The following is a 23,202-nucleotide window of genomic DNA, read 5'->3' on the forward strand; positions in this document are numbered from 1 at the left end:
GCTGCTTGAGCATGGCGGATTCTTCACGATGGCAAAACGGTCCCGAACTGCCCAACCAATTTACGGGGGAGGAGTACATCCCCGAGTACCCGGGCGAGCAGTTCGGCATGCCCGCAGAAGGCCCGGGCTCGCAAGCCTCTGTGGCCCGGCGCATGGGGGCTGTACTCATCGACTGGATCATCTGCCAGATTGCCGCCGTACTGATCACCATGAACACCGACCAGCTGGGCGACTGGCCCACGCTGACCTACCTGCTGTGGCTCATCCTCGGCATTCTGTCCGGCTGGTTGCTCGCACGCACGCCCGGGATGGCCATGCTGGGCATGGGCGTCGCGCGTGTCGACGCTGAGGTACCTGTTGGCTTTTGGCGTGCAGCCGTGCGCACTATCCTGACCGGGTTCATTCTTCCCGCCGCGATGGTGGACCAAGACGGGCGCGGCCTGCACGACCGCGCGACCAACACCACGGTGATCCGCGGTTAAATTACTGGTTGATGGGGCGCACCGAACCGTCGAGTTCCTTGCCGAAATCGATGTAGCGCGAAAACGTCCATGTTTTGTCCGTCATCATGCGCGCCACCGTCAGGCCCGCGGCGATGAACAGCACAACCAAGGTGACCTCTGTGAACCGGGTGATCGCATCCTGGATGTCGCCGACCGCGAAGTTGTGCACGCCCGCGTAGATGGTGGTGCCGGGGATCATCACCACCGACGCTGGAATGGTGATGGTCACGCGAGGCACGTTTTGTATCCGGCCGGCCAAAGCCCCGATGACTCCAATGAGCAGTGCCGCGAGGAACGCGGCGAGATAAGGACGCACGTCCAGCGCCAGCAGCGCGAGACGCACGAGGTTTGCCACCATCCCAAGGGCAGCCGCCATAAGCGCCATCCGGCGCGAGGAGTTGAACAGCAGCGCGAAGCACCCGACCGCGACAAAGCTTGATACCGCTCCAGAGATAAAGAACTCCGCGTCGTACACCTGGGCCCGCGCCGGTGCTTCGGGCGTGCCCGAGAGCATCGCCACCACCGACACCACCAGCATGATCACCGTGATCACCTCCAGCGCGAAGAAGAGCCGGGGGATGCCGGCGGTGAAATCGAAGCGCGAGAGATCCACAAACGACGAAAACAGTGGGAAACCCGGGATGAGGAAGAGCACCGAGGCGATGAAACCGGGGGAGATGTCGCCTGGGGTGGGAAGCACGTACGCGAGGATCAAATACAGCGACGAGGCCACCCAGGCCGCCACCGCCGTTACCCCGAGCAAGTTTAAGTGCGTGTGGTGCAGTTTCACCCGCACCCACTGCCCGGCGGCGGAGCAGAGAAACACCAGCGCAGCTGTAGCCAGCCCAAAGCGATTCAGCACCGCGAAGCCTGCGCACGCCAGCCCCGCAGCAATGCACGCGAGCCACAGCGGCCAACGCGGGGTAGGGATACCCTCAATCTCTTCAAGCACCGCGTTGACCTCATCCGCGGTGCGGTAATCCTGCAGCAGCGAATGCGCCGTAGATTCCAGCGCCTCGATACGCGACGCGTTCACACCCGGAACCGGTACGTCCGCGACCACAGTGCGAAACTCCTCGCCCTTGTGAAACGTCGCGCTGATGGTGTTGAACCCCACCAGCACATCCGCGTTGTCGAAGCCCAAGGAACGCGCACACCGCTTCACGCACCGGATTACCCGGTAACCCGACGCGCCTGCGGTGAGCAGCATCATGCCGAAGCGAAGGCACGTGTTCGCCTCTGCAGCCATTTCCGCATGACCGTGTGAACGGGAGGGGGAGAAAGAATCTGCCACGCCGGTAGTGTAAACAGGGCACGAAAAAACCGCAGCGCAAGCGGTGTTGCGGTGCGGTTTGGTCGCGGCAGCCGTCGTAAAGCTACTTGCCCCCTTGGCGCTGCTGCATGCGGCGCATCTTGCGGTTCATGCCCGACATGTTCTGCGCCTGCTTCGGCATCGGACCACCCGGCAGACCCGGCATGTTGCCGTGCTTCGAGCGGGAATCCATCGCCTCCAGCTTCGCGTTGAGGGAGTACACCTCGTTCTTCTGGTAATTCTTCGGCAGCTTCAGCAGGTGCTTCTGCAAATCGCGGGTACGCACCTGGCCCTCGCCCTCGCCGGCGTACACCTCAAAAATCGGCACGCCAGCCAGCAGGCGGTCAACGCGCTTGTGCTCCTTGGCCATGAGCGTCTTCAGCCGGTTCGGATTACCCTCGCCCACCAGGACAACACCGGGGTTGCCCACCACCCGGTGCACCGTGTCCATGTGCGTGTTCGCTTGCACACCAGGGGTGGTCAGCCACACGATGCCCATGGTGTTCTTCATGTTCTCCAGGGTCCAACCCGCGGCGCCAGGGGTGTCGCCCACCTCGTCGTACATCGACTTCTCCAGACGGCGGGAGAAGGTGAACATAGCCAGCACCGCACCGGCGATGAGACCGAGCACCAGCATCCACCATTGGCCGCCCCACAGCCGGCCGATGAGGAAGAACAGAAGGCCCATGCCCAAAAAGCACGCGAGCATGATGGGGATGAGCTGCTTGTCGCGCTTGCGCTGGATGTTAAACGCCTGCTTGATTTGCCCGCGCGTCTGCTTGCCCTGCGCACGCTTCGCCGCGCGTTTTTCCTGTTTCGCCGCCTTTTGGGCGGCCTTGTCCGCTGCCTTGTCCTGTGCCATGCCACATACCGTAATGCACCCGGGGAAAGGCACCAAAGCTCACCCGGGCGCGCGCCCTGCCGAAACAGCGGGCGCGCCCCCGGGTGCAAAGGAAAGCTACCGGGTGGTCACCGGGTGGTCGGCGGATGCACCGTACTTCTGCAGCAGGGTCGAAGCCTCCTGATCGGTGGCGCCCTGCGAGGTCTCAGCCAGGTGTTTTAGGTTCTCCGGCAGCTCGCGGCCGCGGGCCTGCATCGCCTCGACGTACAGCTTGCCCGCACGGTAGGACGAACGCACCAGCGGGCCGGACATCACGGCGCCGAAGCCCATCTCGTACGCGGCGTCGCGGTACTCGATGAACTCCTCCGGCTTCACCCAGCGATCGATCGGGTGGTAGGTGGGGCCGGGGCGCAGGTACTGGGTAATGGTGATGATGTCGGTGCCAGCATCCACGAGGTCGTTGAGTGCCTCGAGTACTTCCTCGCGCGTCTCGCCCATGCCGAGAATGAGGTTCGACTTGGTGATCAGCCCGAAATCGCGCGCCTGGCGAATGACATCCAGCGAACGGTCGTAGCGGAACGCCGGGCGGATGCGCTTGAAAATGCGCGGGACCGTCTCCACGTTGTGCGCGAAGACCTCCGGCTGCGCCTCGAAGACCGTCTGGAGCAGTTCCGGGTTGCCGGAGAAATCCGGGGTGAGGTTCTCCACGCCGGTGTGCGGGTTGAGCTCGTGGATCTTGCGCACGACCTCGGCGTAGAGCCATGCACCTTCGTCCTCCAGGTCATCGCGGGTCACGCCCGTGATGGTGGAGTAGTTCAGGTTGAGGTTCTTTACCTCTTCAGCCACTCGGCGCGGCTCGTCGCGGTCGAGCGGGTCGGGGCGGCCCGAGGCGATATCGCAAAAGTCGCAGCGGCGCGAGCAGCGCGAGCCGCCGATGAGGAAGGTCGCCTCACGCGACTCCCAGCATTCGTGGATGTTTGGGCAGCCAGCCTCCTGGCACACGGTGTGCAGGCCCGCGCCTTTGACCTTTTGCTTCATGTCCTCGTACTCGGGACCGGTTTTGACGGAGTTGCGGATCCACCGCGGCTTCGTCTCGATCGGGGTTTGCGCGTTACGCGCCTCCACTCGGAGCAGTTTGCGGCCTTCTGGTGCTACAGTCACGCCTCCTACCGTAACCGACGTGTCAAACCTTTAGTCGGGTCGGGCATTGCCTTGAAGGAGTGGTCTGCTACCACCAGCTCGCCAGCGAGAGCGCGGTGCAATTGCTTGACGACGTCACCTGCCATCTCATCTGGCGTGACCTCTTTACCCAGCTCCAAGCTCATGGTGGTCACATCCGCATCGTCGATACCGCACGCCACGATGTGACCGTAGTGGTCAAGCGTGTTGTTGCAGTTCAGGCTCAACCCGTGCATGGTCACGCCGCGCGTGATGCGGATGCCAAGTGCCGCGACCTTGCGATCCCGGGTGGGCGCGGCCGGGTCAGCCGCCGGCGTGGTTTCCGGCACCCAGACGCCCGAGCGGCCGTCGATGCGCCCGGCGCTTTCCACGCCAGCGTCGCGCACCGCCTGGATGAGCGCTTCCTCAATGCGGCGCACGTAATCAACCACGTCCACCGGCTCGGCGAGTTTGATGATGGGGTAGACCACGAGTTGGCCCTCCCCATGCCAGGTGATGCGCCCGCCACGGTCCACCGGCACCACCGGGACGGGGTATTCGGGGTCCGGCATGTCTTCGGGCTGGGTGCGCTTCCCGGCGGTGAACGTCGAGGGGTGCTCGAGCACCAAGATGGTGTCGCCCACCTCATCTTTCGCCCGCTTCGCAGCGATGTCTGCCTGCAAGTCCCAGGCCTGTTGATAGTCCACGAGCCCCAACTCGCGCACGTCGATGGGCGCGGTTGAGGCTCGGATGGACTTGTCGGCGGGGAAGAAGGGATCACGGGGCGCAGTCATACGCCCAACCCTAGTCCGCCCTCACTCCGCCAGGTTGAGGGGTTAGAGGGGGTTAGACGCCGTTGGCGGACGCGTACTCGTCGGCCGTGAGCAACGGTCCGACCTCGGACACCTCAACCTCAAACAGCCAGCCAGTACCGTACGGGTCGGAGTTGATGGTCTCCGGTGCGGACTCAATCTCCTCGTTCACCGCGGTCACGGTGCCGGTGACGGGGGAGTACAGGTCGGACACGCTCTTGGTGGACTCGACCTCACCACAGGTCTCACCCGCGGTTACCGTGTCGCCCACAGCGGGCAGCTCAGCGAAGACGACCTCGCCCAGGCGGTCAGCAGCTACGTGGGTAATACCCACCTTCACCTTGGAACCAGCAGCGGCATCCGGGGTGGAGTCGATCCACTCGTGGTCCTCGGAGTAGTAGAAGTCCTGCTTCAAAGCCATGGTTATGCGTCCTTTCGGGAGTAAAACGGTGTCTGCACAATGGTAAACGGGTAACGGCGCCCGCGGATGTCAATTTCCACTTCGGTGCCCACTTCCGCGTGTGCGGGGTCCACATGCGCCAGCGCGACCGGGTGGCCGAGCGTCGGCGACGGCTGGCCGGAGGTGACCACGCCAATCTTGTCATCGGAGCCTGCGAGGAAGACCTCTGCGCCCTCGCGGGCGGCGCGGCGCTGGTCTGAGGACAGGCCAGCGATGACCACGGAAGGCTCGCGGCCCGCCAGCGCCTCCTTGCCCACAAAGTCCGCTTCTTTCTTGGCAAACGCACGGCCCATCCCGGCTTCCACTGGGGTGATATCAGTGGTCAGCTCGTGGCCGTAGAGCGGCATTGAAGCCTCCAGCCGCAGCGAATCGCGCGCGGCCAGACCGCAGGGGGTGCCGGAGCCGATCACGGCGTCCCACACAGCCTGCGCGTCCTCGTTCATGCAGAACAGTTCGAAGCCGTCCTCGCCGGTGTAGCCGGTGCGGGCGACGAACACCTCGACCGGTTCACTGCTGCCCCCGTTGTCCGAACGGAGTGAGGACCACGTACCGGAGTAGTAAGAGAGTGCGTCGGGGTCGTCGGCAAGCAGAGGCTTAAGGGCTGTGAGCGCGCCAGGGCCCTGAACGGCAACCAGCGCGATCGCCTCGGAATCGTTGCGCAGCTCCACGTCGAAGTCGCCCTTGCGGGCCTGGAACGCCTCCCACACCGCCGGGGTATTGGCAGCGTTGGGTACGACCATGAAGTGGTTCTCGCCGAACTTGTAGGTGATCAAGTCGTCCAAAATCCCGCCATCCTCGGCCACGATCATGGAGTACTTCGCCTTGCCGTCCTTGAGCGCGCTCAGGTTGGAAATTAAGGCGTAATCCAAAAACGCTCCGGCATCGGGGCCCTGAACGTTGATCTCGCCCATGTGGGAGAGATCGAAAATGCCTACGCCGGAACGCACCGCCCGGTGCTCATCGAGCTCATTGCCGTACTTCAGTGGCATGTCCCAGCCACCGAAATCGGTGAAGGTGGCGCCGAGTGCCTCGTGGGTGGCGTGCAATGGGGTCTGCATATGCACAGTCTCCTTTACTTCGAATTCTCTTCGGTGATCACGGCGTCGACTTCCTCGACAGCTTCAGGCGTGATGTCGAACGCCTCCGGCGGCGGACAGGCGCACTGCAGGTTGCGGTCACCGAAAGCTTCGTCGATGCGACGTACCGGCGGGAAGTACTTGCGTCGCACCAGGCCCTCCACTGGGTATGCGGCCTGTTCGCGGGTGAATTCGTACGGCCACTCGTCGCGCACCACGCTGTGGGCGGTGTAGGGGGAGTTGTGGACGACGGACTTCTCGTACTCCACGCGACCGTCGATGATCTCCTGGATCTCCGCGCGAATCGAACGCATCGCTTCGATGAAGCGGTCCAGCTCGCCCAGGTCCTCGGACTCGGTGGGCTCCACCATCAGGGTGCCCGCCACCGGGAACGCAAGGGTAGGGGCGTGGAAACCGTAGTCGATGAGGCGCTTGGCCACATCGGCCGCGGTAACCCCGGAAGCGTCGGTAAGCTCACGCAAATCCAAAATGCACTCGTGGCCCACCAGGCCGTTCTCACCGGTGTAGAGCACCGGGAACGAATCGTTGAGCTCATGCGAGATGTAGTTCGCGCCCAGCACCGCATGTTCGGTCGCAGACTTCAATCCTTCGGCTCCAGACATCGCGATGTACGCCCAGGTGATCGGCAGCACGCCCGCGGAGCCGTAGAGCGCCGACGCAATCGGCGCGCCCTTGGCGTCCGCGGCCTCTTCTTGCGAGACGTTCGGATCTGCCGGCAGGAACGGGATGAGGTGCTCCTGCACGCCGATCGGGCCAATGCCCGGGCCGCCACCGCCGTGCGGGATGGTGAAGGTCTTGTGCAGGTTGAGGTGGCTCACGTCGCCGCCGAAGTCGCCGGGGCGCGCGATGCCGGTCAGGGCGTTCATGTTCGCGCCGTCGATGTAGACCTGCCCGCCGACCGCGTGCACTTTGTCGCAGACTTCGCGCACCGTGTCCTCATACACCCCGTGCGTGGACGGGTAGGTGATCATGATCGCCGCGACGTGGTCCGCATGCTGCTCAAGCTTTGCGTCCAGGTCGCTCATATCGATGGAGCCGTCTTCAGCGGTCTTCACCACCACTACGCGCAGGTTTGCAAGTGTGGCGCTTGCGGCGTTCGTGCCGTGCGCGGACGCCGGAATGATGCAGATGTCGCGCTCGGTGTCGCCGTTCGCCACGTGGTAGCGGCGAATTGCCAACAGGCCCGCGAGCTCGCCCGTCGCGCCGGAGTTCGGCTGGACGGACACGTCGGCGTAGCCGGTGATTTCCGTCAGCCAGGTCCGCGATTCGTCGATAAGCTCCTGCCATCCCGCGGTGTACTCCTGCGGCGTGTAGGGGTGCACATTCGCGAACCCCGGCCACGTGATGGATTCCAGCCCGGCCGTCGGGTTGAGCTTCATGGTGCACGAACCCAACGGAATCATCGTGCGGTCCAGTGCGAGATCCTTATCACCCAGCTCGCGGATGTAGCGCATCATTTGTGTCTCGGAATGGAAACGGTTGAACGTCTCGTGCGTGAGGAACTCGGTCGAGCGCTTCAGCTCCTCCGGGATCCGGCGACCAGCCTCGCCCGGCTTCGCACCGAACGCATCGAGCAGTACTGCGAGATCCTCGTCGGAGCAGTCCTCGCCGAAGCTCACGGCCACAGCTCCCTCGAGAGGTCGCACGAGGTAACCAGCAGCAGCAAGCTTATCGACGACTTCCTGCGCACCTTCCACCTCAACCACAACCGTGTCGAAGAACTCTGCGTGGCGAACCTTGCCTCCTGCGGCCTCGACCCCTGCAGCGAACGACGCCGCACGCCCGTGGATGGTCTCGGCGATCTCGGTCAGGCCCTTCGGACCGTGGTACACGGCGTACATAGACGCGGTGACCGCCAGTAGCGCTTGGGCGGTGCAGATGTTGGATGTCGCCTTCTCACGGCGGATGTGCTGCTCGCGTGTCTGCAGCGCGAGACGGTACGCCGGGTAGCCTTCCGCGTCCTTGGACACGCCGACCAAACGCCCCGGCATTTGGCGCTGCAGCTTCTGGCGTACAGCCATGTACGCCGCGTGCGGGCCGCCGAAGAACAGCGGAACGCCGAGGCGCTGCGTGGTGCCAATGGCGATGTCCGCCCCGAACTCACCAGGGGATTCAAGCAATGTAAGCGCGAGGATGTCCGCGTCCACACACGCCAGGCCACCACGTTCGTGCACCGCGTCGATGATCGGGCGCGGATCCGCCACATCACCCTCTGTGCCGGGGTACGCGATCACGGCTCCGACGATGTCTTCTGCCACCACGCCGTGGCTCAGATCCGTGACCTCCACTTCGAGGTCGAACACCCGGGCACGTTCCGCAGCGACGTTGATCACCTGCGGGTGCAGGCGCGAATCCAGCAGAACCCGGCGGCCCTTCTTCACCACGCGGGACATCAGGCCGACGGCCTCGGCGGCGGCCGACGCTTCGTCGAGAAGCGACGCATTCGCGATATCCAGCCCCGTGAGGTCCTGCACCATCGTCTGGAAGTTCAGCAGCGCCTCAAGACGGCCCTGCGATATTTCCGCCTGGTAGGGGGTGTAGGCGGTGTACCAACCAGCGTCCTCCACCACACCGCGGCGGATCACCGGCGGGGTGAGGGTGGAGGAAAAGCCCTGACCGTAGAACGCCTTGAGCACCGTATTCTTGCCGGCGAGTTCGCGGAGACGATCCTGCGCTTCGTACTCCGTGAGCCCCTCGGGCAAGTCCAGCGCGCGGCCCAGCAGGATGCCCTGCGGCACTGCGGCGGAGATGAGCGACTCAAGCGAGTCATATCCCAGCCGCTGCAGCATGACCTTCTGCTCGGAGGCATCGGGGCCGATGTGGCGAGAAATATAGTCCAACGAAAGCTCCTTGTCGCTCACTGCGAATCGATCCAGCCGTAAGTATAAATGGCGCGCCGACGCTAAAAATCCTCCACTGCTGTATCGCCGAAGAGCCAGGTTATGGAAATGGCGCCGGGGTCTGGGACCTCGTTCGCGGATTCACCGATGTAGGAAGCACGCCCCTTCTTCGCCTGCATGCCGCGGGTGGATTTCGCACCTTCGACGGCAGGCTCCAGAATCTGCTCCAATACCGCGGCGATGTCGGATCCATCCGCGCTCGCCGCCGCCTTCGCCGCGGGCGCGAGCGCATCCACCACCGTGTTGTCGCCCTCCTTCGCCCCGCCGAGCTCAGTGATAGCATCCACACCGTCTTTCAGGCCCTTCGCCAACGTCTCTGCGAATTCAGCCGCATCGGCGTCGCGCGAATCCACGCCCGCTTCCGCGAAGACCTCACCCATCACGCGGAAGAAGGTGCCGAGAACAGCGCCGGACGTGCCGCCCGCGCGCACGAGCATGCGGTGGGCGAAGAACTCCAGCACCTCCGCATCCGAACCCTTCACCGGCGTCTGCACTTTCCCGAACGCCGCCTCCAAGTTCTGGCCGAAGTCGCCGTCGCCCGCTTCGCGGTCCAGCTCCGTCAGGTCGTCAAAGCCCTTCTGCAGCCTGTCGACGAATGCGCTCAGCCACTCGTTCTCGCCGCCCTCATCGGACTGCTCAACATCATCGATCATCACCGCGTTCTCGAACGTTGGGTCGCTGACCACGGCTGGCCAAGCTGGCGCGGCGGTATCGGCGTCGAGCAGCTCGATGAGCTCGTCGTCAAGCACTGTGACCGTAAGCGAGATACCCGCCATGTTGAGCGAGGTGACAAGCGAGCCGCGCAGGCCGCGACGGACCGTCGCCCCACGCTCGCCGAGCTGCTTGACCGCCTCTCCGAAGACGAGGTCGATCTCCAGCTCGCTGGTGCCACCAAGACCGTTGACCAGCAGCGCAACATCGGTGCTTTCGTGCTCGGTGCCTTTCACCTGGTGCTCAAGAGAGTCTTTAATACCGTCGAGCAACTCAGTGACTAACCTGCTCGCGGTCGGGGTCTCATCTGTCTGGTCGCGCCGTTCCACTCCGGGCTCACCGTGGATGCCCACGCCGACCTCAATCTGGAACTCATCCAGGTCGAACGTCTGCCGGTCGCTGGTGGGCAGGTGCCCCGGCTGAAGCGCCACAGCCATAGAGCGGGACTGGTCCGCCGCGCGCTGAGCGAGCTCCGCGACCTTCTCCAAGTCATCGCCTCGCGCAGCCGCAGCACCCGCAATCTTTTCCACGATGATTGTGGCGCCGGTGCCACGGCGACCGGGGGAGTCGTCGTCGCCGATCTCGGTCGCCACATCGTCGGCAACCAGCACCTGCTTCACCTCGACGTCGGTGCTGTTATCGGCGACGGTGAAGTTCATCACGTCACCCGTGTAGTTCTTCACCACGTGCACGACGCCTTTACCACGGTCCGCCCATTCGGTCGCCGCCGTGATCTGCACCGCGTTAGGGGAAGTGAAAAGGAGTCCGGGGCAGGCTGCGTCGAGCATGCCCGCGCCGACGAATCCCGCGTGCATTGGTTCGTGGCCAGACCCGCCTCCGGAGATCACCGCCACGTTCTCGCCGTCCCCGCGGTCCGCCAGGGCGATAAACCCCTCGTCGTGCCACTCGGCGTACGGGTGCGCGGCCACGAGACCGCCGAGGGCCTCTTCCATGAAGTCGCTGGTGTCGTTACGAAACGATTTGAAGCTGTGCTTCTTCGGCTTGTCGCCGGTGTCCTGCTGGATGTTCTTTGAGTCCTGATCCTGTGCCATGACGTCCAGTGTAGAGATTCAGGCCACTTAGGTGGATATCGCGGATCGGCGTCACAGTAAGTATGAGGCGAAGCAAAGTGCCGCTTCGAGAGTATGCAGCTGCATACTCAGCCAGCGTGCTTGACCTCGGACGCGCAATAAGAACGCCAAAGCCCGGCACCAACCGGAGTTGGCGCCGGGCTTACCGGCGGGTTGCTAGGAACCCAACGGGCTCACTCTCGAGCGGGGACTAGAGGGCGAGATCGTCCTCGAAGTCGCCCTGCTCGATGCGGTCCTTGATGGTGGTGACGAAGCGACCTGCGTCCGCGCCGTCGATCAGCTGGTGATCGTAGGTGAACGGCAGGTAGCACATCTGGCGGATCGCGATGGAGTCGATACCGTCCTCGGTAACAATCACTGGGCGCTTCTCAATCGCAGCGGTGCCCAGGATGCCGGCCTGCGGCGGGGTGAGCACCGGGGTATCCAGCAGCGCGCCCTCGGAACCGATGTTGGTCACCGTGAAGGTAGCACCAGACAGGTCGTCTGGGCGCAGCTTCTTGTTGCGCGCGCGGTCCGCCAAGTCGGCGATCGCCTGAGCGATGTCGGCGAGGTTCATGTCCTGCGCCTTCTTGATCACCGGCACCAAGAGGCCCTGCGGGGTGTCCACAGCGATACCGATGTTCACGTCCTCGTGGTACGTGATGGTCTTGTCGGTGGCGTTGTAAGACGCGTTGACGTTCGGGTGGGACACAAGCGCTTCCGCCGTGGCCTTGATGAAGAACGCCAGGTACGTGATGTTTGCGCCGTGCTTCTCGACGAAGGCCGGCTTGACCTTCTTGCGCAGCTCCGCAACGCGGGTGACATCGACCTCCTGAACGTGGGTGAGCTGAGCAGAAGTCTGCAGGGACTCGACCATCTTCGCAGCCGTAATCTCGCGAATGCGGTTGACCTTCTGCGTGGTGCCGATAAGCTCCTGCTTCGCCGGGTCCACAGACTTCGTGGACCAGTTGGAGCGCGGACCCTTCTGCTCCGGTGCAGCAGCGGAGGAGTCGGCTGCCTCGCCCTTCGCGGAGCCACCCTCCGCGGCCGCGAGCACGTCCTGCTTGCGGATGCGGCCGCCGACACCGGTGCCCTCGATGGAGTTCAGGTCAACGCCGTGCTTGTCGGCGAGCTTGCGCACCAGCGGGGTGACGTACGGGACGTTGCCGTCGTTCTTGTCCAGCTTCGCGGAAGCGTTCGTGCCCTCGGCCTTGCCGTCCTTCGCGGCCTTCTTCTCCTCGCGCTCGTTTGCAGCGGAGCCCTTATCGGCCTTGTCGTCGGCCTTCTCAGCCTTCTTCGGCTCCTCCTTCTTCGGCTCCTCCTTCTTCTCCTCGGCCTTCGGCTCTTCGGCCTCCTCGACCTCTTCTGCCTCGTCATCCGCATCGTCGGCCTCAGCAGCAGCCTCGGCGTCGCCAATGATCACGATGACATCGCCAACCTCGACGGTGTCGTCTTCCTCAGCCAGGATCTCCAGGATGGTGCCCTCAACCGGGGACGGGATCTCGGTGTCAACCTTGTCGGTGGAGACCTCGAGCAGCGGCTCGTCGACCTCAACCATGTCGCCGACGGACTTCAGCCAGGTGGTGATGGTGCCCTCGGTGACGGATTCACCGAGCTCCGGCATCTCAACCTTGGTGCCCTCGCCGGAGCCCTTCTTGTTCTTCGCGGAGTCCTTCTTCTCGGACTTCTTCGGGGCGTCCTCCGGGTTGGCGCCTTCGCTGTCGGCGGAGTTGTCCTCATCGACCTCTTCGTCGGCGTCGGCGACGTTCTCCTCGCCGCGGTCCTCTTCGTCGTCCTCGTCGTCCTCGTCCGCACCTGCCGCGTCAGCGTCGCCCACGCGTGCGATGACATCACCGACCTCGACGGTGTCGTCCTCCTCGGCGAGAATCTCAACCAGGGTGCCGGCAACCGGGGACGGGATCTCGGTGTCAACCTTGTCGGTGGAGACCTCGAGCAGCGGCTCGTCGACCTCTACCTCGTCACCGACCTCCTTGAGCCAGGTGGTGATGGTGCCTTCGGTGACGGACTCGCCCAGCTCGGGCATCTCGACGTCGGTTGCGGAGCCGGAAGCCTTCTTACCGGAAGCCTTCTTCGGCTTCTCCTCAGCCTCTTCCTTCTCCTCAGCCTCGTCGGCTGCGTCATCCTCGGCATCCGCTTCCTCCGCGTCATCAGCGTCGTCGGAGTCAGCTTCCTCGCCCTCGTCACCGATGATGGCGATCACGTCGCCGATCTCAACGGTGTCGTCCTCTTCAGCCTTGATCTCCAGGATCACGCCAGCGACGGGGGAGGGGATCTCGGTGTCAACCTTGTCGGTGGAGACCTCGAGCAGCGGCTCGTCGACCTCGACGGTGTCGCCGACCTCCTTCAGCCACGTGGTGATCGTGCCTTCGGTGACCGATTCGCCCAGCTCGGGCATCTCAACTGAGTGCGCCATGTTTCCTTAAGTCTCCTCATCGAACAGTTGGAAGCTATACAGCTAATGAGCGTACCTGCATTCATCCCCACGCGTTGCCCGAGGGGCACCTAATTTTCAACATGGTGCCCCGTATGATGTGGGACGTGTTCAACCTCTTCGGCAACCGCAAAAAGTCCAGCCATTTCACGCCTCCGCGCGCACCAGGCGAGACGATCCGGCCTGACGACGCGCAGTATCTGCGCGATTGGGTGCAGGGGCGGAAGTTCGTGGAGGGGTTCGTGGAGCCAGAAACCATGGTCAACGAGATGTCAGTCGTCCTCGTGGACGAAGTAGGCAACTACACACGCCGCCGCATCGGTGGGCCCAAGGGCATCGACGAGGTATCGAAGTCATTGGGCATTTCGCTTTACGACGTCGAGGAGACCGGGTACCCGGACCGCATGCGCAAAAAGATCGAGCAAGAACGCATCCTGCGCAAGCGCGAGGAGCAAAAGGAACGCCGCGCCAAATTCGAGCGCGGCGAAAACCCTTACTCCGGCAGCTAGCTGGCAGAACTACTGAGCGATGCGGGTGAGCGTTTCCACGATGGTGCGCACGGGCACACCGGTTGCCCGCTTCGGGGTGTAGCCGGTTCCACTACCGCCGTTCCACGCGGGACCTGCGACGTCGATGTGCGCCCACTGCGTGCCCTCGGTGACAAAGCGCGACAGGTAAAGCCCCGCGAACAACATACCGCCGGTGCGTGCGTTGTGGGTGTTGCGGATGTCGGCGACCGGGGACTTTAGCTCCTCTTCCTGCTCTTCAAGCAGTGGCATTGCCCATGCAGGTTCACCGACGTCGCGCCCAGCCTGGGCGACCATATCGCGCAGCTCGTCGGAGCCCATCACACCCGCCGTCTTCGTGCCCAGAGCAACCAGCTGTGCACCGGTGAGGGTCGCGGTCTCGATGAGGTAGTCCAGGTTGTCGTCGCAGGCGCGGGCGATAGCGTCCGCCAGCACAAGGCGCCCCTCTGCGTCGGTGTTGAGTACCTCGCTGGTCACGCCGCCGTAGTGGGTGATCACATCACCGGGGCGGGTGGCGGTGCCCGATGGCATGTTTTCGGCGAGCGGGAGCCAGGCGTCGATGCGCAGGTTGAGCCCCAGCCGCGCCGCGGCGACGATGGCTGCGAGCTGGGCCGCCGAACCTCCCATGTCGGAGATCATGTCCTCCATCTTCGCCGCCGGCTTGAGAGAGATTCCGCCGGTGTCGAAGGTGATGCCTTTACCCACCAAGCCCACCCGCGTGGCTGCGCCCTCAGGCGCCCAAGTGAGGTGGACCAGACGCGGCGGGCGGGAGGAGCCACGGCCGACAGCCAGGATGCCGCCGAAGCCCTGGGCCTCCAGCGCGCTTTCGTCCAGCACCTCGATCTGCACGCCGGCAACCGAGGCGGCTTCACCCATGATCTCGGCGTACGTCTCCGGGTAAAGCAGGTTTGACGGGGTATTGACCAAGTCGCGGGCGAGGTTCACGGATTGCGCGAGGATCACGGCGCGGTCGAACTCCCCGCGCTGGGCCTCGTCCGCGACAACCGTGACCTGAGGGGCAATAAGCGTGTCCCCGGGGGTGGACTTCAAACCGGTGTAGGAGTAACCGCCGAGCAGCAGGCCCTCCACGGTCGGGCCGACACCGAACTCGCCGGATACAGCGGCTGTCTCACCGTCGGCTAGCGCCCTCGCGGCTACGCCTGCGCCCCGGCGGACCGCTTCATCGCCGATCTCGGCGGCGTCGCCGAGGCCGAATGCGAGGTACACGGAGCCGTCGACAAGCACCCGCGTGGCCTCACCCGCAGCCCCCTTCGCGCCGACTGCGGTGAGTGCCTCGAAGACCCCCTCGGCCCCGAGCTTGGTCACCGGAATCTCCAGGCCCTCCTCGCCTTTGGCGACCGGGATAAGCCGCACACAACCATCGGGGCCTTGGGCGGCGAAGCGCACAGCGACAGTGCTGCCGCGGGCGGGGAGGGAGACCGGCAAAGCATCCGGAGCAGACATGGGTGAAACCACCTTTCGTAATCGGTACACGTTCGAGACTCCGAGCGTACCCAGTGCAGGACACTGCCATCGTCGCGGCGAGTATCGTGGCACACATGTCTGAGCTCGAATTCACAATCACCCCGTCCGAAAACCCCGCCAGCGAGGAAGATCGCGCCAAGGTGCTCGAGAACCCGGCGTTTGGCCAGGAGTTCACCGACCATATGGTGACCATCGAGTGGACCGAAGATGCCGGCTGGCACAACGCGCAGGTGCGCGCGTACGAGCCTGTCTCGCTTGACCCGGCATCCAACGTGTTCCACTACGGTCAGGCCATCTTCGAGGGGCTGAAGGCATACCGCCACGCAGACGGCTCCATCACTGCATTCCGCCCCGAACAAAACGCCGAGCGCATGCGTAACTCTGCGCGCCGCATGGCCATGCCCGAACTGCCGGACGAGATCTTCCTGGAAGCCGTGCGCCAGCTCGTCGAGGTGGACCAGGCGTGGGTGCCGGAGGCAGGGGGCGAGGCGAGCCTTTACCTGCGCCCGTTCATGATCGGCACCGAGAAAACCCTCGGGGTGAAGCCGTCTTCGAGCTACACCTTCTTCGTCATCGCCTCCCCGGCTGGCGCCTACTTCACCGGCGGCGTGAAGCCGGTGAGCGTGTGGATCTCCCACGAATACGTCCGCGCGGCCCCCGGCGGCACCGGCGACGCGAAATTTGCAGGCAACTACGCCGCGTCCCTGCTCGCGCAGGCTGATGCGCAACAGAAGGGCTGCGACCAGGTGGTGTGGCTGGACGCGTGCGAGCGCAAGTACGTCGAAGAGATGGGCGGCATGAACCTCATGTTCGTCGAGGGATCCGGCGACAACGCGAAGGTGATCACGCCGGAGTTGTCCGGCTCGTTGCTGCCCGGCATCACCCGCAAGTCGCTTCTGCAGGTGGCAGAGGATCTCGGCTACGCCACCGAGGAGCGCAAGATCACCGTCGAGGAGTGGCAGCGCAGCGCCGAGGACGGCACCATCTCTGAGACCATGGCGTGCGGAACCGCGGCCGTGATCACCCCCGTGGGCACGGTGAAGAGCAAGGACGGCGAGTTCACCGTCAACGGCAATGAGGCGGGCGAGGTCACTATGGCCATGCGCGAGCGCCTGCGCGGCATCCAGACGGGCGAGGTGGAGGACACCCACGGCTGGAACGTCACCCTCATCGAGGGCTAGGTAGTTGGGCTAGGGCTGCTTATCGACGGCTCCGCTGAGCACGTCACCCACCAACTCCGCGGCCAGGTTCAGCTGAGGAAGCGCGGCGAGCGCCCCAGCTGCCTGGCCCGTTGTCATATCTAGCGCCAGGACGGGGGTCAGGCCGAGCGCCTGCAACGCGCCGACGTGCGAAGGCTCCGGTGAGAGCTGCCCAGCCATGCACCAGCGCTTCGCGCCAGGTGCCAAGCGCTCTGCCACGTAGGCTGCCTGGGCCACGTAGGCGCCGTCGATAAGCAACGGCGTCTTGCGTACCGCAGCCTGGGCGATAAGCCCCACCAAGCAGGCGAAGTCCGGCCCCGAGATGTCTGTCAGTACGCCGGCGGTGTCGGCGCTGCGGCCGCGAACGCGGAACATCGCATCGCGGATTACGGCCACTTTCGTCTTCCACACCTCGTCGTTGATACCGGAGCCGCGACCGATGGCTTCTACGGGTTCGGTGAACGTGAAAGTGCCGTGGATGGCGGCGGCAACGGTGGTGTTTCCCACGCCCACGTCGCCGGGGATGAGGATGTCGGCACCGGCGTCAACCTCGCTGTCCGCGATCTGCACGCCGAGAGCGAGAGCTTCCTCGAACTCCTCGGGCGTCATCGCGGGCTCGGTGTCGATGCAGCCGGTGGGGTGGTCCAAGAACTCGTCGACAAGCCGCACGCTTGCATTCGCCAACCGTGCCGCGGCGTGCACCGGACCAGCGCCCGCGGCGATCTGCTCCGCCTGCGCGCGGGTTGCCTCAGGCTTCCACGCGGACACCCCATGTCGCGCGATGCCGTGCTCACCCGCGACAACCACCGCGCGTGCGCGGGCGAACGGCGCAGGGATCTCGCTGTGCTGCGCAGCCGCAATCCACCCTCCCACGGCGCCGAGGCGACCAAGCGAACGGCCGCCCGGGGTGCGCTCGAGCTCATCGGCGATGCGGCGCGCATGCGACTCGGCGGGCGCTTGAACTGGAGGAAACTCTGCTGGGGCCACGAGAATCGAGCCTAGACCTTCGCGCCGATGGACACCTGCGGCTTCGGCGAGCGCCAGTTACGCGGCTGAGTGGAGCGCGAGAACGCATACATGCCCAGGCCGAAACCGGTGTCGGCCTCAGGGAACTTCGCGCGAACCGCCCGGTTGGCGCGGCTACCGATGATGAAGCCCTCGATGACGATAGTCAGGATGAACACCATCGAAGCGATGCTGAGGAACGCGGCTACGCGGGGCAGCCAGGTGCCGATCAACATGGCCAGCAGCATCACAAGCGCGACTGGCATGACGTAGTTATTGAAGAAGCGCTGCGAGTCCACCCAATCGCGCACGTAGCGGCGCACTGGGCCGCGGTCGCGTTCCATGAGGTAGCGCTCGTCGCCCGCGTCGATATACGTCTGCATCTCGCGGTTGCGCGCGCGGTTTTCCTCGCGCTCCTTCTTCTTATAGGCCTTCCATTCCTCTTTGGACATGGATTTCTTGAGCTCTTTGCGGCGCTGTTGTTGTTGTGCCGGGCTCAATGCGTTCGGGTCGCGCACCACGCCGCGTTTGACCTCTTGGTCGTGGCGCTTCGGAGTTGGCCGGCCCTTCGGCGGGGTGTAGCCCTTCGGGTACTTCGGCTCCTCGGGGGTCTGGGTTTCGCCGCTGGCGGCACCTGTGTCGGGCAGTTCGACCTTGGTCGAGCCGCCGGCCGCCTCAGCTGCTTGCTCGGGTTTCTGCCAGGGAAGTTTCACGCCCACTAGGCTACAAGGCCGGAGGCGTGGAATACGCACCGGGCTAGGTTGGTTGCACCCGTGGAATTGAGTGTGCCCCTTACCCCGTATAGTGGCGGGGCGTACGATGGGGCAGCACTCCACATCAATACACGTGCGAAGGAGAATCTTTCATGACTGCACCTGCATCCACCACCGGTGTGACGCTGACGGACGCCGCGGCTGCAAAGGCTAAGGCGCTGCTGGACCAGGAGGGCCGCAACGATCTCTCCTTGCGCATTGCCGTGCAGCCGGGTGGCTGCGCTGGCCTGCGCTACCAGCTCTACTTCGACGACCGTGACTTGGACGGCGACAAGGCGGACGAGGTCGGCGGCGTGCGCCTCGTGGTGGACAAGATGAGCGTGCCGTACCTGATGGGTGCGACCATCGACTTCGCCGACACGATCGAGCAGCAGGGTTTCACCATCGATAACCCGAACGCCGGCTCGGCGTGCGCCTGCGGCGATTCGTTTAACTAACTGGTTCCCCTAGGAAGCGCAGCCGTACTCTGCCCGCAGCCACTCCTTGGCTGTGGGCATTGTCGTATCTTCACGGGCGTCGGTGTCCGGCGGCACGGGGTCTTCCCCGAACACCTCCCCGGTGCGGGCCTTATCCCAAGCCTGCGTGATCACGAGGACGGAGCCGTCCGGGAAGTCGAACACAGAGTTCGAGGACGCGTACCCGGCGGTGAGGGAGCCGAAGCTGCGCGAGCGATCCAGGCCACGAAACGCCAGCATTGCCGCCTCGCCGGATGAACCCGTGTTCTCGTCTACCAGCACCGCCACGGGTGCATCCCACTTGCCTGCCGGCTCGCTCAGCGCCATGCCTGTCGGCGAGATGGAGTTTCCCTCGACCTCGATCGACATTTCTCCCGCCGCGAATTGGAAGAAGAAGGCGGGTCCGTCGGGCAGGAGCGGAGACACGCCGGCGAGCATCGGGTACATATTGCCGCCGGTGTTTCCGCGCAGGTCAACTATCGCGCCGCAGGCGCCCTGGTCCCGCGCGGAAGCGAGTTCGGTGCCGAGGGCATCGGCGTAGCGCTGCCCGTCGTCGTGCCGGGAGATGGCCGGTACGGTGACAATTGCCACCTCGCCGTCGATTTCCACGCCAGCGGAGGAGTCCGGCCCTGTGTCCTCCTGAGATTCCCCGCCAGTTTCCTCGCCCGGGCGCAGTAGCGCGGAGTGTTTGCCGCCGGCGGCGGAAACGGCAGCGTCGATAAGCGGGTAAAGCTCCTCGCGGCTCGAGGCGGCTGAGGCAGCATCCAACGCTGCCGCACGGGCCGCGGCGTACTCGAGGGAGTCCGCGTACACCCCGAGGTCGGTGAGCTCGAGCACGGTTTGGGTGTAGCGCTTCGGCGTATCGGTGCCCAGAAATCGCGCGGTGCCCGTGAGCTTCGCGCTCAGGACGGGTCCGTAGAAGTAGAGGGCCACGCCAGCGAGCACGAGAAGGGCGATCGCTAGAACGCCGAGCGCCCGCCAGATTTTCGCAGCCATTAGAGTTGGACCGGGTAATCTCTGTGCTCGATCTGCGGGTCGATGCGTCCCTCGACGAAGATGCCGTGCCAGACCATGAATGCCAGCACCGTCCACAGGCGGCGGGAGTGGTCGGAAACGCCGTCGCGGTGCTCCTTGAGCATCTCCAGCACCTGGTCCTTGGCAAAGATGTCGTCGGTCTGGGACTCGCGGATGGTGTCCTGCGCCCAGCCGAAGAGCTCGTCGCCCGCTAGCCAGTGACGCATCGGCACCGGGAAGCCCAGCTTCTTGCGGTGCAGCACGTGTGGCGGCACGATCTGCTCCATCGCCTTGCGCAGCGCGTACTTGGTGGTGCCGTTGGCGATCTTCTGATCGTGCGGGATCTTCTGCGCGATCTCGAAGACTTCCTTGTCCAAGAACGGCACGCGCAGCTCGAGGGAGTTGGCCATGTTCATCTTGTCGGCCTTGACCAGGATGTCGCCGCGCATCCAGGTGAACAGGTCGAGGTTCTGCATGCGCGCCACCGGATCCATCTCGGTGGACGCCGCGTAGATCGGCGCGGTGACCTCGCGGTGGTCCCACTCGCGTTTCGCCCACGGCAGCACACGCTGGAGCTGGTCGAAGTTGAAGGAGCGGGCGTTGCCGTAGTAGCGGTCCTCGATCGGGGTGGTGCCGCGCTCAAGCAGGCTCTTGCCTTTCATGCCGTCGGGCAGCACGCGGGAAAGCCGGTTCAGGCCGCGATTGAGCGTGGCAGGCAGCTTCTCAAACGGTGCGAGCGACAGCGGCTCCTTATAAATGGTGTAACCGCCGAACAGCTCGTCTGCGCCCTCGCCGGAGAGCACAACTTTCACGTGCTTTCGTGCCTCTTGCGCCACGAAGAACAACGGCACGAGCGAGGGGTCTGCCACCGGATCGTCTAGGTACCACATGATCTTCGGAATGGCGTCGGCGTATTCCTCGGGGCTGACAATCTTAACGATGTGCTCCACACCGATCGCCGCCGCCGACTCCGCTGCGACATCTACCTCGGAGTACCCCTCACGCTCAAAGCCGGTGGTGAAGGTGAGCAGGTCCGGGTTGTGGCGCTTCGCCAGCGCTGCGATCGCGGTGGAGTCGATGCCGCCAGAAAGGAAGGAGCCCACGGTGACGTCTGCGCGCATGTGCTTTTCGACGGAATCCTCCAACGCGGCCGCGATCTCGTCGTAAAGCTTCTGCTCATTGTCCACCTTCAGCGGGGTGAAGTGCGGGCGGAAGTAGCGGTCGGAGTGCACTTCGCCGCCAGGCTTGAGGGTGACGGTGCAACCGGATTCCACGCGGCGGATATCCTCGTGCAAGCTCTCCGGCTCCGGGACGTACTGCAGGTCCACGTAGTGCTCGATCGCGCGGCGGTCCAGACCTAGGCCTAGACCGAGCTCGTCGGCCATCTCAAGGATGGACTTCTTCTCCGATGCGAACACGGTGCCAGCTTCGGTGGTGGCGTAGTACAGCGGTTTGATGCCGAACTGGTCGCGGGCCGCAAACATCGTCTCCGACTCCGTATCCCAGATGACGAAAGCGAACATGCCGCGCAGGTGCTCGACCACGTTCGCGCCCCAGTGGTGGTAGCCAACAACAATCGGCTCCCCGTCGCCCTCAGTGTTGAAGGTGTAACCAGCTGCCTGAAGTTCCTCGCGCAGCTCCACGTAGTTGTAGATCTCGCCGTTGAACGTCAGCGCGTAACGCTCGGGGTTGTCCTCCGGGCCCCAGCGCAGAGGCTGGTGGGAATGCTCGATATCGATAATGGCCAAGCGGTTGAAACCGAACACTGCGTTATCGTCGTTCCAGGTGCCGGCCGCGTCCGGGCCGCGGTGATACATGCACTGCAATGAGCGCCCCACGGCGTCGACGTAATCCGGTCCGTTACCGCCCGCGGTGAGCATCGCAATAAGGCCACACATCGTTGTTGGAACCTCTCCTTATATATATGGTGCACCCCGCTTGATGCGGGGCCCGTTCACACCGTGCTGAACAATGCCTTCAACAATAGGGTTTCGGTTACGCAACGGGCGAACCAGACACGTCCACCTTTTGCCGTGCCCCATAAGGGGGCCAACTAATGGATGAACCCGCTGCGCGGTTGGAGACGCTGCCAAAACCGGTCGCATCGACTGGCGCCTAAATCCCAGCAAACTGGCGCTATTGTCGTGTGCGGCCGATGGGGGAGGTGGGCAGGACGGCTGAAAACGACGAAGGATTCCCGAGATTCCAACAGCCTTGCGGCTTTGAACTATTCTGGCCACGTAGGAATGTTTCCGCTTTGGCATGTTTTGAGTGTCAATTGCGTAAATGTTCAGTGATTGAAGTGTGGACAGGAAGGCAGACACACGTGGATAAGCAAGGAAACCGCGGAATCGCCAAGAAGATCGGCGTCGCGGGCTCGCTCCTGCTCGGAAGCTTCGCGCTGACGGGCTGCGATGTTGCGCCGCCGGAAGGCCTCGCGCGCATCCTCGACATGGGCTGGCCGGATCCGGTGACCCCCGAAGGCACCCAGATGTACAACTTCTGGGTGTGGGTCTGGGTTGCCGCCTGGATCATCGGCATCATCATGTGGACGCTGTTCATCGTTGCGATTGTGAAGTGGAACCACAAAGCGCGCACCAAGCAGGGCGCTGGCGAGTTCCCGAAGCAACTGCAGTACAACGTGCCTCTCGAACTCGGTTTGACCGTCCTGCCGATCATCATCGTGATGGTGCTGTTCTTCTTCACCGTTCAGGCGCAAACGCACACCACCGCGCTGGATAAGAACCCGAAGGTGACGGTCGATGTTACGGCCTACCAGTGGAACTGGAAGTTCGGTTACGCCGAGGTTGACGGCGAGTTCACCGCGAACGGCCAGAAGTACGAAGGTGTGGACGAGGAGCGTCAGGCACTCGCTGAGGAGTCCAAGAAGGACCCAGAGGGCATGAAGAACGCGAACCCGATCCACGGTGCGTCCATGGGCGACCAGTCCTACCTCAACTTCAACGAAATTGAGACAGTCGGCTCCACCGAAGAGGTTCCGGTGCTCGTGCTTCCGACCGATACCGCGATCGAGTTCCGTCTCGCGTCCGGCGATGTGAACCACGCATTCTGGGTTCCGGAGTTCCTGTTCAAGCGCGACGCTTACGCACACCCGGAAGCCAACCAGCAGCAGCGCAACTTCCAGATCGAGCGGATCGAGGAGACCGGTGCATTTGTCGGCCGCTGTGCTGAGATGTGCGGTACCTACCACGCAATGATGAACTTTGAGGTCCGCGCGGTCACGCCGGAGCAGTTCTCGGACTACATGCAGTTCCGTATGAACAACCCGGAGGCTCCGAACTCCGAGGCTCTGGCTGCTATCGGCGAGGACCCGTACGCAACGTCCACCCGTCCGTTCGTTACCGACCGCACCGGCTCGCGCGACGGCAACAACACCGTCGACCCGAACGCGACCGTTTAAGAAAGAG

Annotated in this window: 19 protein-coding genes; 5 read left to right on the forward strand and 14 right to left on the reverse strand. The window is 64.0% G+C overall.

Features of this window, described 5'->3' with window-relative positions; translation table 11 throughout:
* The first annotated feature begins 11 nt into the window (after positions 1-11).
* Positions 12-482, forward strand: a complete 471-nt coding sequence (locus HWX32_RS03245) for an RDD family protein (protein WP_075468790.1) — start codon at positions 12-14, stop codon at positions 480-482.
* Between the two features lies 1 nt (position 483).
* Here HWX32_RS03245 and HWX32_RS03250 read toward each other — a convergent pair whose 3' ends face one another.
* The 9 genes from HWX32_RS03250 to sucB all read right to left on the reverse strand — a co-directional run bounded on the left by HWX32_RS03250 (position 484) and on the right by sucB (position 13,298).
* Complete coding sequence (locus HWX32_RS03250; protein WP_175934691.1) at positions 484-1,797, reverse strand: threonine/serine exporter ThrE family protein; 1,314 nt, start codon at positions 1,795-1,797, stop codon at positions 484-486.
* Between the two features lie 82 nt (positions 1,798-1,879).
* Positions 1,880-2,677: a DUF4191 domain-containing protein gene (locus tag HWX32_RS03255; RefSeq protein WP_175934692.1), complete on the reverse strand. Its 798-nt coding sequence runs from the start codon at positions 2,675-2,677 to the stop codon at positions 1,880-1,882.
* Between the two features lie 96 nt (positions 2,678-2,773).
* Positions 2,774-3,817 carry a lipoyl synthase gene (lipA, locus tag HWX32_RS03260; RefSeq protein WP_075468787.1) on the reverse strand — a complete coding sequence of 348 codons (1,044 nt, stop codon included), beginning with the start codon at positions 3,815-3,817 and terminating at the stop codon, positions 2,774-2,776.
* Between the two features lie 5 nt (positions 3,818-3,822).
* Complete coding sequence (gene lipB, locus HWX32_RS03265) at positions 3,823-4,608, reverse strand: lipoyl(octanoyl) transferase LipB (protein ID WP_075468786.1); 786 nt, start codon at positions 4,606-4,608, stop codon at positions 3,823-3,825.
* Between the two features lie 52 nt (positions 4,609-4,660).
* Positions 4,661-5,047 (reverse strand): glycine cleavage system protein GcvH, encoded by a 387-nt coding sequence (gene gcvH, locus HWX32_RS03270; protein WP_175934693.1) that lies wholly within the window; start codon positions 5,045-5,047, stop codon positions 4,661-4,663.
* A 2-nt stretch (positions 5,048-5,049) separates the two neighbouring features.
* Positions 5,050-6,144 (reverse strand): glycine cleavage system aminomethyltransferase GcvT, encoded by a 1,095-nt coding sequence (gene gcvT / locus HWX32_RS03275; protein ID WP_175934694.1) that lies wholly within the window; start codon positions 6,142-6,144, stop codon positions 5,050-5,052.
* Between the two features lie 14 nt (positions 6,145-6,158).
* The gene (gene gcvP / locus HWX32_RS03280; protein ID WP_175934695.1) at positions 6,159-9,023 is read right to left on the reverse strand and encodes an aminomethyl-transferring glycine dehydrogenase; all 2,865 of its coding nucleotides are present in this window, start codon (positions 9,021-9,023) and stop codon (positions 6,159-6,161) included.
* Positions 9,024-9,085: 62 nt separating this feature from the next.
* Positions 9,086-10,846, reverse strand: coding sequence for a dihydroxyacetone kinase family protein (locus HWX32_RS03285; RefSeq protein WP_175934696.1), 1,761 nt, complete (start codon positions 10,844-10,846; stop codon positions 9,086-9,088).
* Positions 10,847-11,075: 229 nt separating this feature from the next.
* The gene (gene sucB / locus HWX32_RS03290) at positions 11,076-13,298 is read right to left on the reverse strand and encodes a 2-oxoglutarate dehydrogenase, E2 component, dihydrolipoamide succinyltransferase (protein ID WP_175934697.1); all 2,223 of its coding nucleotides are present in this window, start codon (positions 13,296-13,298) and stop codon (positions 11,076-11,078) included.
* A gap of 125 nt (positions 13,299-13,423) precedes the next feature.
* Here sucB and HWX32_RS03295 point away from each other — a divergent pair, with 125 nt between their 5' ends.
* Positions 13,424-13,825, forward strand: coding sequence for an oxidoreductase (locus HWX32_RS03295; RefSeq protein ID WP_175935017.1), 402 nt, complete (start codon positions 13,424-13,426; stop codon positions 13,823-13,825).
* A 9-nt stretch (positions 13,826-13,834) separates the two neighbouring features.
* Here HWX32_RS03295 and HWX32_RS03300 read toward each other — a convergent pair whose 3' ends face one another.
* The gene (locus HWX32_RS03300) at positions 13,835-15,307 is read right to left on the reverse strand and encodes a leucyl aminopeptidase (RefSeq protein WP_175934698.1); all 1,473 of its coding nucleotides are present in this window, start codon (positions 15,305-15,307) and stop codon (positions 13,835-13,837) included.
* A 95-nt stretch (positions 15,308-15,402) separates the two neighbouring features.
* On the opposite strand from HWX32_RS03300, the gene HWX32_RS03305 reads away from it, so the two are divergent.
* Complete coding sequence (locus HWX32_RS03305; RefSeq protein ID WP_175934699.1) at positions 15,403-16,509, forward strand: branched-chain amino acid aminotransferase; 1,107 nt, start codon at positions 15,403-15,405, stop codon at positions 16,507-16,509.
* 9 nt (positions 16,510-16,518) lie between these two features.
* On the opposite strand, the gene HWX32_RS03310 is transcribed toward HWX32_RS03305, so the two are convergent.
* The gene (locus HWX32_RS03310; protein ID WP_175934700.1) at positions 16,519-17,514 is read right to left on the reverse strand and encodes a nicotinate-nucleotide--dimethylbenzimidazole phosphoribosyltransferase; all 996 of its coding nucleotides are present in this window, start codon (positions 17,512-17,514) and stop codon (positions 16,519-16,521) included.
* 11 nt (positions 17,515-17,525) lie between these two features.
* Positions 17,526-18,245 (reverse strand): DUF3043 domain-containing protein, encoded by a 720-nt coding sequence (locus HWX32_RS03315; protein ID WP_175934701.1) that lies wholly within the window; start codon positions 18,243-18,245, stop codon positions 17,526-17,528.
* A 152-nt stretch (positions 18,246-18,397) separates the two neighbouring features.
* Between HWX32_RS03315 and HWX32_RS03320 the strand changes: the two genes are divergently transcribed.
* On the forward strand, positions 18,398-18,742 hold the full coding sequence (locus HWX32_RS03320) for an iron-sulfur cluster assembly accessory protein (protein WP_075469288.1): 345 nt from the start codon (positions 18,398-18,400) through the stop codon (positions 18,740-18,742).
* 9 nt (positions 18,743-18,751) lie between these two features.
* On the opposite strand, the gene HWX32_RS03325 is transcribed toward HWX32_RS03320, so the two are convergent.
* Positions 18,752-19,756, reverse strand: a complete 1,005-nt coding sequence (locus HWX32_RS03325; protein WP_175934702.1) for a S41 family peptidase — start codon at positions 19,754-19,756, stop codon at positions 18,752-18,754.
* The gene (asnB, locus tag HWX32_RS03330; RefSeq protein ID WP_175934703.1) at positions 19,756-21,672 is read right to left on the reverse strand and encodes an asparagine synthase (glutamine-hydrolyzing); all 1,917 of its coding nucleotides are present in this window, start codon (positions 21,670-21,672) and stop codon (positions 19,756-19,758) included. The genes HWX32_RS03325 and asnB overlap by 1 nt, the downstream gene beginning before the upstream one ends.
* 428 nt (positions 21,673-22,100) lie before the next feature.
* On the opposite strand from asnB, the gene HWX32_RS03335 reads away from it, so the two are divergent.
* On the forward strand, positions 22,101-23,195 hold the full coding sequence (locus HWX32_RS03335; RefSeq protein ID WP_075469290.1) for a cytochrome c oxidase subunit II: 1,095 nt from the start codon (positions 22,101-22,103) through the stop codon (positions 23,193-23,195).
* Positions 23,196-23,202 lie beyond the last annotated feature (7 nt).

It is taken from the genome of Corynebacterium sp. Marseille-P4321 (assembly GCF_903645305.1).
In the GTDB taxonomy this organism is placed as follows: Bacteria; Actinomycetota; Actinomycetes; order Mycobacteriales; family Mycobacteriaceae; genus Corynebacterium.